The 15003-nt window shown below is 67.9% G+C and carries 12 protein-coding genes; 5 read left to right on the plus strand and 7 right to left on the minus strand.

The window, feature by feature from the left end; translation table 11 throughout:
* Nucleotides 1-354: 354 nt before the first annotated feature.
* Nucleotides 355-999 (minus strand): LppU/SCO3897 family protein, encoded by a 645-nt coding sequence (locus tag BM150_RS13795; protein ID WP_139219529.1) that lies wholly within the window; start codon nt 997-999, stop codon nt 355-357.
* Nucleotides 1000-1377: 378 nt separating this feature from the next.
* Between BM150_RS13795 and BM150_RS13800 the strand changes: the two genes are divergently transcribed.
* The 5 genes from BM150_RS13800 (at nt 1378) to BM150_RS13820 (ending at nt 8293) form a co-directional block, all read left to right on the plus strand.
* Nucleotides 1378-3042, plus strand: coding sequence for a DNA repair helicase XPB (locus BM150_RS13800; protein ID WP_092927660.1), 1665 nt, complete (start codon nt 1378-1380; stop codon nt 3040-3042).
* A 111-nt stretch (nt 3043-3153) separates the two neighbouring features.
* A complete protein-coding gene (locus BM150_RS13805) occupies nt 3154-3750 on the plus strand; it encodes a suppressor of fused domain protein (protein WP_092927661.1) in 597 nt (198 codons plus the stop codon).
* Nucleotides 3751-3925: 175 nt separating this feature from the next.
* Nucleotides 3926-4939, plus strand: coding sequence for an o-succinylbenzoate synthase (locus tag BM150_RS13810; protein WP_092927662.1), 1014 nt, complete (start codon nt 3926-3928; stop codon nt 4937-4939).
* 328 nt (nt 4940-5267) lie between these two features.
* Nucleotides 5268-6932: an SPFH domain-containing protein gene (locus tag BM150_RS13815; RefSeq protein ID WP_092927663.1), complete on the plus strand. Its 1665-nt coding sequence runs from the start codon at nt 5268-5270 to the stop codon at nt 6930-6932.
* Nucleotides 6932-8293, plus strand: a complete 1362-nt coding sequence (locus tag BM150_RS13820; protein ID WP_092927664.1) for an SPFH domain-containing protein — start codon at nt 6932-6934, stop codon at nt 8291-8293. The genes BM150_RS13815 and BM150_RS13820 overlap by 1 nt, the downstream gene beginning before the upstream one ends.
* Nucleotides 8294-8472: 179 nt before the next feature.
* Here BM150_RS13820 and BM150_RS13825 read toward each other — a convergent pair whose 3' ends face one another.
* From BM150_RS13825 to BM150_RS13850, 6 genes are all read right to left on the minus strand, one after another.
* A complete protein-coding gene (locus BM150_RS13825; protein ID WP_092927665.1) occupies nt 8473-9435 on the minus strand; it encodes an SRPBCC family protein in 963 nt (320 codons plus the stop codon).
* A 123-nt stretch (nt 9436-9558) separates the two neighbouring features.
* Nucleotides 9559-10413: an FAD binding domain-containing protein gene (locus tag BM150_RS13830; protein WP_092927666.1), complete on the minus strand. Its 855-nt coding sequence runs from the start codon at nt 10411-10413 to the stop codon at nt 9559-9561.
* Nucleotides 10410-12878, minus strand: a complete 2469-nt coding sequence (locus tag BM150_RS13835; RefSeq protein ID WP_092927667.1) for a xanthine dehydrogenase family protein molybdopterin-binding subunit — start codon at nt 12876-12878, stop codon at nt 10410-10412. The genes BM150_RS13830 and BM150_RS13835 overlap by 4 nt, the downstream gene beginning before the upstream one ends.
* The gene (locus BM150_RS13840) at nt 12875-13438 is read right to left on the minus strand and encodes a (2Fe-2S)-binding protein (RefSeq protein ID WP_092927668.1); all 564 of its coding nucleotides are present in this window, start codon (nt 13436-13438) and stop codon (nt 12875-12877) included. Before BM150_RS13840 ends, BM150_RS13835 begins: the two co-directional genes overlap by 4 nt.
* A gap of 507 nt (nt 13439-13945) precedes the next feature.
* A complete protein-coding gene (locus BM150_RS13845) occupies nt 13946-14497 on the minus strand; it encodes a PIN domain-containing protein (protein WP_092927669.1) in 552 nt (183 codons plus the stop codon).
* Nucleotides 14498-14950, minus strand: coding sequence for a helix-turn-helix domain-containing protein (locus BM150_RS13850; RefSeq protein WP_092927793.1), 453 nt, complete (start codon nt 14948-14950; stop codon nt 14498-14500).
* Nucleotides 14951-15003 lie beyond the last annotated feature (53 nt).

Here is a 15003-nt window from a genome sequence, read left to right on the forward strand (position 1 = left end):
CGAACCGGGGACCTCCGGAGCGGCTGAATCCACCGAACCCACCAAGGAGAACGCGGCGACACGCGACTCGAGCTGACCCGCGCACGGCACGACCCACCCACGACGCGCGGAGCCGTCCGCCACCGCTCGGCGGCGGGCGGCTCCGGTCACCCGAGCGCGGGTGGGTTTCCTCGCGACCGGTGCGACATCACGTCCGACATCGCGTGACCCGAGTTACGGCGCACGAACGTCGTCCACGGGAGAACGCGCCGCGGGAGAACCACGACGGCGCCGCCCGCGGGATCGCGGGTCGGCACCGTCGGTATCGAACGAGCACTCGACGAGTCCGTTCGCGGGGATGATCATCCCAGTGCTTCAGCCCTTACCGCCGATTTCCTTCATGCACACCGTGCGGGCGGGCTCGGGGTAGATCGCGTAGTAGGAGCCGGGGGCGCACACCGTCTTGTCCGCCTTGTCCGCGACCTTGGTGACGTTGAACGTCGCCTTGTCCGACTTGCAGCCGACCTTGGTGTCCAGGTGCTGTTTGTCCTGCACCCACAGGCAGTCCCCGGCGGTAACGTCCAGGACCATGCAGTAGACGTCACTCTCGATGGTCAACACCTCGTAAGCCCGCTTTTCGGAGCAGCTCTCGTTGGTCAGGTGTTTGACGATCTTGTAGTCAGAGGCGTCGGACCCGCACTCGACCTTCTCTTCCTCGAAGCTCTGCAGGCTCGCGTCGACCATGTCGAGGCAGTCACCCTTCTCGATGCTCGGTCCCGTGAAACCCGAGATCGCTTCGGTGATGTTCGACCGTAGCGGCCCGAGGGCGAACGTTCCGAGGACTCCGAGCAGCACCGCCACGCCGAGCGTGGTGAGTGTGATAACCAGCGGTTTACGAGCCTTGCCCTCTCCCGCTTCGGAGGTGGGCTGTTCTTCTTCGGCTCCGAGGGCGGACTCTTCCGCTGCCCGCTGCTGTTCGGGCTGTTCCGCCGGGTCGGGTGATTGCGATGGAGTACTCACGCCGTCCTCTTCGATAGCTTTCACTCTTTCGGACGAAGAAGATACTGGAGGCGGGCGACATGCCGGGAGTTCGTTTTCCGACGAACCGGACAAGCGTTGTCGCAATGGAATCTCACCGCAACAGGAGTTTTGTCCTCCGCGCCGCCGGACGCGGCGGACGCTCACGAGACCGTGTCGAGCCGCACATCCGCGCGAGTGGGCACCGATCTCGCGCGAGATCGACATCCGTCCCGCGGGTCGCGTCGACGGGTACCGTGGTGCGCGACACTGTGGCACGCTCCGTCGGCGGTGGAATACTCGACGGCCGGGAACCCGTTGCGCCGGTGGTGACCACGCCGCGCACACCAGCACCGATCCAGTTCAGCCAGGAGCGAGCACGTGACTGACGGACCGCTGATCGTCCAATCGGACAAGACCGTCCTACTGGAGGTCGATCACCCCGGGGCCGAGCAGGCCCGAATCGCGATCGCACCGTTCGCCGAGTTGGAACGAGCACCGGAACACGTCCACACCTACCGGGTGACGCCGCTCGCGCTCTGGAACGCACGAGCCGCGGGGCACGACCCCGAACAGGTGGTCGACGCGTTGGTCAACAACTCCAGGTACCCGGTTCCGCAGCCACTGCTCGTCGACATCGTCGAGACGATGGGGCGTTACGGGAGGCTGGAGCTGTCCAACGACCCGGCGCACGGCCTGGTGCTGACGGCGCGGGACCGTGCCGTGCTCGAAGAGGTGCTGCGCAGCAAGAAAGTCAAACCCATGGTGGGGTCGCGCCTGGACGACGACACCGTGGTGGTGCATCCCAGCGAACGCGGCAGGCTCAAGCAGACCCTGCTCAAACTGGGATGGCCCGCCGAGGACCTGGCAGGGTACGTGGACGGCGAGGCCCATGCGATCTCGCTGCGGCAGCACGGGTGGCAGCTGCGTGACTACCAGCGACAGGCCGTGGACTCCTTCTGGGCGGGGGGCTCGGGAGTGGTCGTGCTGCCCTGCGGCGCCGGTAAGACGCTGGTCGGCGCGGCGGCCATGGCCGAAGCGGGCGCCACCACGCTGATCCTGGTCACCAACACGGTCGCCGGGCGACAGTGGAAGCGCGAACTGGTGGAGCGAACCTCGCTGACCGAGGACGAGATCGGCGAGTACTCCGGCGAGCAGAAGGAGATCCGGCCGGTCACCATCGCCACCTACCAGGTGATAACCCGCAAGTCCAAGGGCGAGTACCAGCACCTCGACCTGTTCGAGTCCCGGGACTGGGGGCTGATCGTCTACGACGAGGTGCACCTGCTTCCCGCACCGGTGTTCCGGATGACCGCCGATCTCCAGTCCAGGCGTCGCCTCGGCCTGACCGCGACCCTCGTGCGGGAGGACGGTCGGGAGAGCGACGTGTTCTCGCTGATCGGCCCCAAGCGGTTCGACGCACCGTGGAAGGAGATCGAGGCGCAGGGCTGGATCGCGCCCGCCGACTGCGCCGAGGTGCGCGTGACGCTGACCGAGAACGAACGGATCGAGTACGCCACCGCCGAAGCCGAGGAGCGCTACAAGGTGTGTGCCACCGCACGGACCAAGGCGTCGGTGGTACGGGCGATCCTGGACCAGCACCCCGGCGAGCCCGCGCTCGTGATCGGTGCCTACCTGGAACAACTGCACGAACTGGGCCAGGAGCTGGACGCTCCGATCATCGAGGGCTCGACCAGGAACAAGGAGCGCGAGGCCCTCTACGACTCCTTCCGGCGTGGGGAGATCAACCGGCTGGTGGTCTCCAAGGTCGCCAACTTCTCCATCGACCTCCCGGAGGCCTCGGTGGCCGTGCAGGTGTCCGGTACGTTCGGTTCGCGGCAGGAGGAGGCCCAACGGCTGGGCAGGCTGCTGCGACCGAAGTCGGAGGGCGGCCAGGCGCACTTCTACTCGGTGGTTGCCAGGGACACCCTGGATACCGACTACGCTGCACACCGGCAACGCTTCCTCACCGAACAGGGCTACGCCTACCGGATAATGGACTCCGAGGACCTGCTGGGGCCTGCCGTTCCCGATGTGGACGGGTGAGGGGCGATTGCCCCGCCCCTGGGGACGCGGGGCGCGGCTCGTGGTGGGCCGATCCCGCTTCGGAGCCCGTAGTTGGACACCACCGCAGGCGGAGGATGCTGGAGGGCCAGGATGAGCACCGGGAACGACGCGACACCCGCGATAGGCGGGGCTCACCGCTTCGTCGGGTTGGCAGAGAACCTGGAACGGTACGCGGGAACACCGTCCGAGGCGGAACCACCGAACGTGCACGGCCCCGACCGCGGCTACGGCCTGGTGTTCTTCCATCTGGACGAGTACCACCTCAGCTCGGTGATCAGTTCCGGGCTGCGTTTTCAACCGATCGGTGCCGAGCCCGCGCAGGAGCTGGCGTGCACGGTCTACCGGGAGCAGGCCGAAGCGGCCCGGTACCTGGTGGACATCTCGGCGGAACTGCTGGTGCGGAACGGGACTCACCTGGTGCCGGACCAGCTGGTGCCGAACGACAAACCGCTGCTGGCCGGTACCGAGTTCCACGCGCTGCTGGCGGGTGGGCACCCGCTGTTCCCGCCCGAGTTCACCCGGTTCACCGATGCGCAGGGGGTGGAACAGCTGCAGGTGTTCACGCTGCTGCCGGTCACCCTGGGTGAACTGAACTTCGCGCTCGACCGGGGCGTCGCGGCGCTGCGGCAGCAGTGGGCACGCTTCGAGGTCGACGTCTTCGACATCGGCAGGCCCAGCGTGGCCTGACCGCACAGCTCGGGACTTCGTCGGCTCGGTTTTTCGCCGTGTTCGGGTGGCGGAACCTCTCACGGGCTCTCGCTCCGGCGAGGCCCGACGTCGAGTAGGTACTACCACCGCCGACGGTGTGGTGTTCCGGGCAAACCCCTGCCCGAGTTGGTACGCACGTGCCAGGATCGAAGTCATGTGCTCCACCGATCGCGAACTCGACCTGGCCGAACTCGACGCGGTGCGCGTCTACAGTCTGCCGATGCGTACGAGGTTCCGTGGAGTCACGACCAGACAGGGCGTGCTGCTCAGCGGCCCCGCGGGTTGGGGGGAGTTCTGCCCGTTCGAGGACTACTCGGACGCGGATTCGGTCCCGTGGCTGCGCACCGCCCTGGAGAGTTGCTTCGAGAGCTGGCCCGAGCCGGTGCGTGACGCCGTGCCGGTCAACTGCACCGTTCCGGCGGTGGATCCGGAGCGGGCCCACCGGATCGTGGCGGACTCCGGTTGTCACACCGCGAAGGTCAAGGTGGCCGAAGCGGGCCAGCCGGAGTCGGCCGACATCGAACGGTTGGTGGCGGTGCGGGCCGCGCTGGGCGGTTCCGGGGCCGTGCGGGTGGACGCCAACGCCGCCTGGGACACGGACACGGCGGTGCGGCGGATACGCGAGCTCGACCGCGCCGCTTCCGGCCTGGAGTACGTCGAACAGCCCTGCCCCACGGTGCCGGAGCTGGCTGTCGTGCGGCGGCGTGTGGACGTGCGCATAGCGGCGGATGAATCGATTCGGCGGGCGGTTGACCCGCTGCGGGTGGCGGTCGCGGAGGCGGCCGACGTGGCGGTGATCAAGGCGACCCCGCTGGGCGGGGTCCGACGCGCGCTGCGGGTGGCCGACTCCTGCGGACTTCCCTGCGTGGTCTCTTCCGCGGTGGAGAGCAGTGTGGGGTTGGCCGCGCAGCTCGCTCTCGCCGGGGCGCTGCCGGACCTGCCCTTCGCCTGTGGCCTCGGCACGGTGGCCCTGCTGGACGGCGACATGGTCAGCGACTCCCTGCTGCCGGTGAACGGATGGCTGCCGGTACCGCGACGCGCCCCCACCCCCTCCCCCGCGCTGGTCGCTGCGGCCACACCTCCGGCGGAGACGCAACACCGCTGGCTGGACCGGTTGCGACGGGTGCACGACGTCATGCCACGTTGCGACGTCGACGAACCGGAATAATCGAGTTCGCGGCAGCGGAAAACAGTCCTCGGTGGAAGAGACGAAACGCGCGAAAACGGCGGGAAAGATCGAATTCCCGGCTCGGATACGACGAAATCGCCGCGCGTTTCCCGCCGTGTGCGATAACCTCTGGCAACCGCACGACGGCGGCACCGGGATTTCGACTTCCCCGAACATCGCTGTCGCGAGTTACGAGTGCGGACGGTTCCGTGACCACGAACGATCCGTTCGAAAGATTTCGTGGACTCGGTCGAACGGTCCGACCCCTGGTGGTCGGCGATCGTTCGAACCGGCTTTTCGACGATGAGCTCTAAAAGGAGCGAGGCGCATGACCATCGCAGCGGCCGGGCGTCGAGCCATGTCCGCGGTGAGCGAGGGACAGGATCTGTCCGAAACGGTCGGTGAGGCCGCCGAGCGCGGCGACGACGGGTTCGCGATCGACCCAGGTGACTTCCTCTCCGCGCGGGAACAGGGCAGCTCGGCGGGTACCCGGATAGAGCAGCGGAACGCACCGATGGAGGAGGTCGGTGCGATCGTCAGCAACACCACTCTGGAGCGGGGTGGCGACGGGGAGTGGGTCAATGTCATCTGCCCTGTCGTGATCCCCAAGCGCAACGCGATCACCGCCCTCGCGATACCGGTGCTCGGACTGGTCTTCCTGGCGGTGATCGGTCTGGTGGCGACCCGGTTGACCGGCGTGGGGACGGCCTGGTTCGGCCCGCAGATCTGGACGCTGCTGGTGATTCTGGCCGTGCTGCTGTGGGCACGGCGCAGCGTCGTCATGGTGCCGGAGGGCTGCCAGGCGATGATCACCAAGTTCAGCAAGCTCGATCGCACCGTCGGACCGGGCCGCACAGTGCTGCTCGACCCCCGCAAGAAAGTCAGTTACGTGCTGAACACGACGCGGGAGTACCCGTTCAACGCCCCCATCAGTGAGGCACCCACTCGAGGTGGCATCAAGGCCTCGGTCGACCTGTTCCTGCAGTTCCGCATCGAGGACCCGACGCAGTTCATGTTCGCGCTCGGTGCCGTCTCGGGTTTCTCCGACAAGCTGTCCAACGCGGTCAGCGAGGTCACTCGGAGTCTGATCTACCAGCAGCGGGCGGAGGACATCTACGACCTCGTCGGGGAGAGCACCCAGGAACTGCTGGACAGCCTGAACGAGCAGTTCCTGCCCGCCGTACGGCTGACCAGCGCCAACATCACCCACGCCGAGCCGTCGAGCCAGCAGTACCGGGCCGACCTCGCCGCGCCGGAGATGGTGCGGATGGCCAAGGACGCCTACACCTACGAGTACGAGCTCAGCCTGCGCAAGGAGCAGGACGAGGGTGATCTGAACAAGGAACTGGCCTCGATGAACGAGAGCCTGTCCGGGATCAGGGCCGAGATCGCCAGTTACCAGGCGCAGATGGACACCGCGCTGGAGCGGGAGACCAACCGCGCCAAGGCACAGGCGCGACAGCGCTTCGTGGAAGCCGAGAGCACCGCCAACGCCAACTCCGCGCTACTGGAGGCGCAGGCGCTGGACATCCGTGCGGTGAGCGCCGCGAACAATCCGGAGATCCTGGAATACCACTACGAGAAGGACGTGCTGGACAAGCTGGAGAGTCTGGCGGAGCACCTGCCGGTGCTCGTCTCGCTCGGCGACCAGGACGAGATCGACTACCCGGCGGCGGCACGGCGGATGCTGGGCATTCACGAGGGCGCGGCGGGGCTGTCCGAATCGGATGTGGCCGCGATCCGGGAGCGCACCGAAGCGATTCGGGAGCGCATCAGCGGTCGTGAGGCCGAGATCGAGCGACTGCTGGCGGCGGGTGGACACACCGAATCACCCGAAGCGGATACCGCGGCGGCGGAATTCACCGGCGTGGCGGACGCTCCGGCACCTTCCGCGACCGGACCGGATCCGGACGGCACCGTCGGGACGCCCACCGAGGAGATTCGGGACGGCGAGACCCGGGACGGCGAACAACAGCAGGCAGGTGAGCTGTGATGTCCACCCCACAACGCGGTTTTTCCAAGATCACCGATGTGGTCGCGCCGTGGTCGAAGGTCCGCGAGCTCATTCGTGGCGGCGACGAGGGCAGGCTCGTCCCCGTGGTGATCCCGAAGGACGGCCGGAGCGTCGGCTGGGTCGCGCTGCTGTTCGTGGCGCTCTACCTCGCGGGCACGGCGGCGTTCAGCGGCGGCGTGGTCGCCGTGTCCACGGGGATCGCCGCTGCCCTGGCGCTGGTGCTCGCCGCGATCGCGCTGTGGCGTGCTTCGATCGTGGAGATCGAGCAGGGCACCACCGGCATCCGCAGTCGCTACGGCGCGTTCACCGGCACCCTCTCCCCCGGTCGGCACTACCTGTGGTGGCCCTGGGACAAGGTGGAGTTCGTCGTCGACACCACCACCGAGATCCCGTACAACGCTCCCGTCGCGGCCTGCCCCACCTCCGAGGACGTGCCGTTGAAGGCGATCGAGTTCTTCCTGAAGTTCCGCATCGACAATCCGATCGACTTCGTGCGCACCATCGGGGCGGGCAATTTCGACGTGGTGCTGTCCAGCGCGGTGCAGGACGCGATCCGGCAGCGCGGCAGGCAGGTGCACACCGAGGAGGCCTACGAACTGCGCGGCAGCGACGTCGAGGACATGCAGGCGACGCTGAACCGGCAGCTCAACAAGTACGGGGTGAGCATCCTCGGCGCCAACATCCCGGACGTGCAGCTACCGGACCAGTACCAGCAGCACCTCGCCACCCGGGAACGGGTCGCCAAGGAGCTCAGCGCCTACGAACGGGAGTGGGAGCTGACCCGCAAGCGTCGGATCGACAACCTGCTGATGGAGATCGAGCGCGCCAAGAAGACCCGCGACGCCAAACTGGTCGAGGTGAAAGCGGCCCGCAACCAGGCTCGGCGCGATGTCGCCAGGCAGCTGGAGGAGCAGGAGACCGAGGCGCAGCGGGCGCAGTGGGAGATCGAGGCGCGCGGCAGGGCGACGCTGACCGAGGCGCAGAACGAGGCGAAGTCCAGGCAGCGGCTGGGCCAGTCCTACCGCGACAACCGCGCGGTGCTGCACTACGAACTGGCCCGACGCAGGCTGGAGGTGGGTGCCAGGCTCGCCGAGCGGGCACCGCGTCCCGTGATCGTGCGTGGTGGTGGGGGTGAGCAGTCGGGACTGTCCACCCTGCTGCTGTCGCAGCTGCTGCCGAAGCTGACTTCGGAGGCGTTCACGACCGGCCACTCCCAGCAGGGCGCGGGCTCCGAGAGCGGTCGGGGCGAGGCCTATGCGGACGAGGCGATGCGTGCGCTCGGCAACGCCAACGGCATCGCGGACTCACTGCTCGGTGCGGACGGCTCCGGCGACCAGTAGGACCTCGGGAACCAGTGGGAAGCCGCCGGTTCGGTCGGGCGCGTCCGGATCTCCCGGATGGCCCGGCCGAACTCGGCCTGCCGCGGAAGCCGGGGAATGCCCCGCGGGACGGCCGCGACCGGAACGGCCCCACCTTCGTCGAGTGCTCGGACCGACAGCTCGACAGCCGCGCTCCCGGTTCACCCGGCGCGACGGGCTCTCCTGCGGAGCAGCACGAACAACACGGTCAACGCCGCCAGCCCGGCGACCACCGGAGCGACCCGCTTCAGCACCGGCATACCCGCCGTGCCCAGCAGATCCACGGCATCGTTCGACCCGCTCGTGGACGCCGCTCCCGTATCTCCCGTATCGCCCGAGCGCACCGCCGATAACCGGGCGGTCGAGCGGGAGCTCTCCCCGCTCTCCGCCTCGGTGACCTTCCAGCCTGGGCCGGTCCCGGCCGGGGTCGAGGCACCACCGCTCGTTTCCCCGGTGGCGGAACCGGAAGCGGGACTCGCGGTGGCCCGGTCGCCGTCGTTCGACGCGGTGGGACCGGAACCGTTTCCGGCGGGGCCGACGGGGGTGGAAGCACCCGGCTGCGCCGCGGCCTGCTGTCGCGAGGACTCCGGTGAGCTCGTCGTGGTGCTCGCGTCCTCGGTGCCCTGCCGCGCGACGCTCTCCCCCGTGGCTGCCTCCTGCCCAGTGACCGCCTCCGATCCACTCCCGGCGAGTCTGCCCGCCAGGCACTCCGCGAACTGGTCGATGAGCTTCTGCGCGACGTCGGAGATCAGCCCACGGCCCAGCTGTGCGGGTTTGCCGGTGACCTTCAGATCGGTGTCCACATGGACTCTCGTGCTCGTTCCCTCCGAAGCGAGCCGGGCCGTGACGGTCGCCGAAGCCGTACCGTTGCCACGCGAATCCTTGCCGCTCGCCTCGATGACGGCGCGGCGCTCCTCGTGATCGACCTCGGTGAAACTGCCGTTGCCCTTGTACATCAGCGACACCGGTCCCAGCTTCACCTTCACCGAGCCGGAGAACTCCTCGCCCTCGGCGCTTTTCAGGGTGGCTCCCGGCATGCAGGGGGCCACCCGTTCGGGATCGAGCAACTCCGGCCACGCGACATCGGCCGGAACCGGGACGGTGAATTCGTGTTCGAGCCGCACTGCTCCTCCTACTCGTATCACTTCCGGTTACGAACCGTTGGGACCGCGCGCCGGGAAGGTGCCGAACAGTGGGGGCTCGGGTACCGCGATCCGGAGCCCCCACGTCGAACCGAACAGCCGCGTCTACCCACCGGCCGCCGTGGCCAGCGCCCTGCCGGTCAGCACCTCGGCGAGGTGTTCGCGGTAGTCGGCCTCCGCACTGGCGTCGCTGCCGGCCTGGGTGCCTTCCGTGGCGTGCGCGGCCGCCTGCCGGATGGCCTCCCCGCTCGGCGGGGAGCCGAGCAGGGCCTGCTCCACCCCACGCGCCCGCACCGGCGTGGCGCCCATGTTCGTCAACCCCACCCGTGCCTGTGCCACGGTTCCGTCCCGCACCAGGAGGGTGGCCGCCACTCCCACGACCGACCACGCCTGGGCGACACGGTTGAACTTCTCGTAGTGCGCACGCCAACCCGTGTACTTGGGTAGCCGCACCTCGACCAGCACCTCGTTGGACTCCAGCGCGGTGGTGAAGTAGTCCACGAAGAACTCGGCGGCGGGCACTGTCCGCCTGCCGGACGGCCCGGCGATCACCATCTCCGCGTCCATGGCCAGTACGGGAGCGGGCAGATCACCCGCCGGATCCGCGTGGGCCAGCGAACCGCCGAAGGTGCCGCGATGGCGCACCTGCGGATCGGCCACGGTACGGGTGGCCAGCGCCACCAGTTCGGCGTGCTGTCGCACCAGGTCGGAACGCATCACCTCGTGATGGCTGGTCATCGCCCCGATCACCAGGGCGTCACCGTCCTCGCGGACCCCCTTCGTCTCGGGAATCCCGCCGAGGTCGACGACCAGGCCGGGGTCGGCCATCCGCATCCGCAGCACCGGCAACAGGCTCTGGCCGCCCGCCAGTACCTTGGCGTCGTCGCCCGCCCGGTCCAGCGTCCGTACCGCTTCCTCCACCGTGGACGGTGCCACGTACTCGAACTCGGCTGGAATCACCGCGCACCTCCACTCGCTCCGGTGGCGAAACCGCCACCGCTGTCGATCGATCCGAGTCCGCCGCCGGACTCCGAACCGGTCGAGGAACCGGCTCGGGCACCGGCCAGCGCGCGCCAGACCCGCTGCGGGGAGCACGGCATCCGCACGTCGTTCACCCCGTAGTGGCGGAGCGCGTCGACCACGGCGTTGACCACCGCTGGGGTCGACGCGATGGTGCCCGCCTCACCGACCCCCTTCACACCCAGCGGGTTCGAGGTGGCGTCGGTCTCGGTGCGATCGGTGTGGAACTCCGGCAGGTCCACAGCCGAGGGCACCAGGTAGTCGGCGAAGGTGGCCGTGGTCAGCGTGCCGTCGTCGTCGTAGACGGCCTCCTCGTACAGGGCCTGGGCGATGCCCTGCGCGAGACCGCCGTGCACCTGCCCCTCCACGATCATCGGATTGACCACGCTGCCCACGTCGTCCACGCAGACGTACGACCTGATCCGCACCGCGCCGGTCTCGGTGTCCACCTCCGCCGCGCAGAGGTGGGTGCCGTGCGGGAACGAGAAGTTCTCCGGGTCGAAGTTCGCCTCGGCGTCCAGGTTGGGCTCCACGCCCTCGGGGAGGTCGTGCGCGGTGAACGCGGCCAGCGCCACGTCGGTGATCGCCATGCCCTTGTCGGTCCCCCGCACGGCGAACCTGCCGCCGGCGAAGTCGAGGTCGTCCTCGGAGCACTCCAGCATGTGCGCCGCGATCCGCCTGGCCTTGTCGATCACCTTGTCGGCGGCGTGCACGGCGGCGATGCCGCCGACGGTGAGCGAGCGCGACCCGTAGGTGTCCAGCCCGCGCGGTGAGCTCTGGGTGTCCCCGTGCAGCACCTCCACGTCATCGAACGGCACTCCCAGCCGGTCGGCGACGATCTGGCTCCACGAGGTCACGTGGCTCTGGCCGTGTGGCGAGGTCCCCGTGACCACCTCGACCTTGCCGGTGGGCAGCACGCGCACCTGGGAGTTCTCCCAGCCACCCGCCCCGTAGGACAACGACCCCAGCACCCTGGAAGGAGCCAACCCGCACATCTCGGTGAAGGTGGAGATCCCGATACCCAGCTGAACCGTGTCGTCGGACTGCCTGCGTCGCAGCTGCTCGTCGCGCAGCTGCTGGTAGCCGAACATCTCCATCGCGCGGTCGGTGGCGACCTCGTAGTTGCCCGAGTCGTAGGTCAGTCCGGCGACGGTGGTGTACGGGAACTCGTCGTGGCCGATCCAGTTCCTGCGGCGGACCTCCATCGGATCCATGTCGAGCTCCGCCGCGAGTTCGTCCATCATGCGCTCGATGGCGAAGGTCGCCTCCGGACGTCCCGCGCCGCGGTAGGCGTCGGTCGGCGTCTTGTTGGTGAACACGTTGGTGCAGCTGAACCGGTAGGCCGGGAACTTGTAGATCGAGTTGAACATCAGCGCGCCGAGTATCGGAATCCCCGGTGTGACCAGCCGCAGATAGGCCCCCATGTCGGCGAGCAGCTTCACGTCGAGACCGGTGACGGTGCCGTCCGAGCGCGCGGCAAGCGAGAGTCGCTGCACCTGGTCGCGTCCGTGATGGCCCGCCACCATGGTCTCCGAGCGGGACTCGGTCCACTTGACCGGCCGTCCGAGTTGCTCGGCGAGCAGGAAGGCCAGGATCTCTTCGGGTGTGACCTGGAGCTTGCCACCGAAGCCACCGCCGACGTCGGGGGCGATCACCCGGATCTTCTGCTCGGGTGTTCCCAGCGTCATGGCCAGCATGGTGCGCAGGATGTGCGGAACCTGGGTGGCCGAGTACATCGTGTACTGCTCGCCGGTCGGATCGGCCAGCACCGAGCGGGGCTCCATGAAGGCCGGGATAAGTCGCTGCTGCCGGAAGGTGCGGTCCAGCCTGATGTCGGCCTCGCGCAGCGCCGCGTCCACGTCGCTGCCGGTCCCGGCCTCGGCCGAGTCGAAGGTCCACGTGGCGTTGCGGTTGGTGCCGAGGTCCTCGTGCACCAGCGGCGAGTCGTCCCGGGCGGCCGACTCGATGTCGAGCACCACGTCGAGGTCCTCGTAGTCGATGTCGATGGCGTCGAGCGCGTCGCGTGCCTCGGCGGCGCTGCGTGCGGCGACCACGGCCACCGCCTCGCCCGCGAAGTTGACGGTGTCCACCGCCATGGCGGGTGCGGGCGGGGCCTTCATGTCCTCGGTGATCGGCCAGGCGCACGGCAGGCTGCCCTGCCGCTGTGCGATGTCGGAACCGGTGACCACGGCCTGCACCCCGGGCATGCGCCGTGCCTCGGAGGTGTCGACGGAGGTGATGCGGGCGTGCGCGACCGGGCTGCGCAGCACCGCCATGTGCAGCATCCCGGGGACGGTCATGTTGTCCGTCCAGCGCGTCCTGCCGGCGACCAGGCGCGCGTCTTCCTTGCGCTTGCGGGAACGGCCGAGTTCCGACTCGGTGGGACTCACCGGTGTGGCGGTCATGACTGTCCTCCGGCTACCCGCTGTTGGGTGGTCTGTTCGGTCGAGGTGCGCGGGGCCGGGGCCTCTCCGGAGTGCTCCATCGCGGGCCCCGCGCCTGCCCGCATCCGCTGGGAGGCATCACGCACGGCACGCACGATGTTCTGGTAGCCGGTGCACCGGCAGAGGTTTCCCTCCAGTCCCTCGCGGATCTGCTCGTCGTCGGGATCGGGGTTCTCGGCGAGCAGGTCCAACGCCTGCATGATCATTCCCGGCGTGCAGAATCCGCACTGCAGGGCGTGGTTGTCGTGGAACGCCCGCTGCATCGGGTGCGGTTGCCCGTCGCGGGACAGGGACTCGACGGTGGTGACCTCGTGTCCGTCGGCCTGCACGGCCAGCACCGAGCAGGACTTCACGCTGTGCCCGTCCATATGGACCGTGCAGGCACCACAGTTGCTTGTGTCGCAACCGACGACGGTGCCGACCTTGCCGAGCTGATCACGCAGGTACTGCACGAGCAGCGTTCTGGCCTGTACCTCGTCGGTATAGGTGGTTCCGTCGACCTCGACGGTTATGCGCGGCATCGGGCCTCCTTCACGGAGCCTGCCCGCATGGTGCGGACATGCATGGGGACGACGACTCGGGGTCCCTTCGGAAGGTTCGGAACGTAATCACGGGAACGCTTCGCCGCGTGGGAACCGACGGACCGCGAACCGCGGCGCGGCGGTGACCGCTCGCGAGCACTCCCACGAGCACGAGGTAGCGCCCGGCCCGCTGCGGCCGACCGGCCCGAGCAACCGAACCATCACGAAAGCACCTCTCGACAGTGACTGCTGTCACACTTTCGAGGCTGCTACGCCCACGGCGGCGAGGCAAGCCCCTTGCGACTCGACACAATGATCCCGAAGAGCACACAACGTACCCGGGTAGCGACACACGGTTTGAGCGACACGATCAGGTGATCGGCGATTTCGCGAGAAATCGACGCCACCCCACCCGAATCCCCTTCACACGGCAGGGTGACGGTGCTCCGCCCGACGGCCGCCCCGGCACACCGGTGATCGAATCGGCTCCACCGGTCCCAGGTGAGTTCAGATCCGCAGTGCCGCCACCGTTTCCACCAGCCCCTGCTCGTCGAGCCTACGAATCAGATCCTCGGTGGTCATGGGCGGATTCCGGTAGGCATCGGCCATACGCTGGATCGCTCCGAAAACCTTGGACTTGTCGAGATGGACCTGATCGGCCAGGAAAGCGTCGGCCGTCTTGGGCTCGACATCCCACCTCGCCAGTACATCCGAGGGGAAATCACCGATGTTGTTCGTCATGATCACCTGAGCGCGAGCTTTGATGGCCGCGGCCAGTACATGCCGATCGTTCTTGTCGGGCAATTCGACGACCTCGACCAGAGGTTCGTAGTCCTCGATCAGGCAGTCACGAACCGACTCGATCATCAGCTGCCTGGTTCGCGAAAGCCTCTCGCGGTCCAGCTCGGGCCGATTGATCATGAGGTTGTCGAACACCTCGTCAAGGATCGTATGCGTCCATCTGGCCTGAACCAGCCCGGCTTGCGCGACTCGAATCAGCAGATCCCGCGGAATGCTGCCGTAGAGAACGTTCGCGTCGTAGACAACGACGAAGGACACTCACACTCCCATGTCCTGACTCAGCCGGGTGAGCTCATCGGCCGCCGAACGCCGGTCGTGGTCATCACGGCGCATGTACTGCAACAACGACTCGACGCTCACCCGACGATGGGTACCGACCATGCGGTAGTCGATCTTCCCGGCTTCCAACAACCCGATCAGATGAGGCCTGGACACGTTGAGCAGATTCGCGGCCTCCTGAGTGGTGAGCTCCTCGTTCGTCGGAACGATCGAGGTGCCGGCGCCCGCTGCCATGTAGGCGAGGATCCGTTCGAAGAGCCTCACCGCTGAACGCGGTACGACCAGTTCTTCCCGCTCGAAGTCGTCGACCGTCAACCGCACCGTGGAGTGATCGTGCGTGTTCAGGTAGTGCCGTACCCGCGGTAACGCCGCCACCGCCGTTTCGCGGTCCGGCTCACTCGGCTGCACGGAGTCGAGCATCGACTGCGACATCACGATCACACCCTTCCTGCGAGTCGATACAACCGTATTATCCGCAACAAACG

It is taken from the genome of Actinopolyspora alba, from assembly GCF_900112765.1.
GTDB classification, from domain to species: domain Bacteria; phylum Actinomycetota; class Actinomycetes; order Mycobacteriales; family Pseudonocardiaceae; genus Actinopolyspora; species Actinopolyspora alba.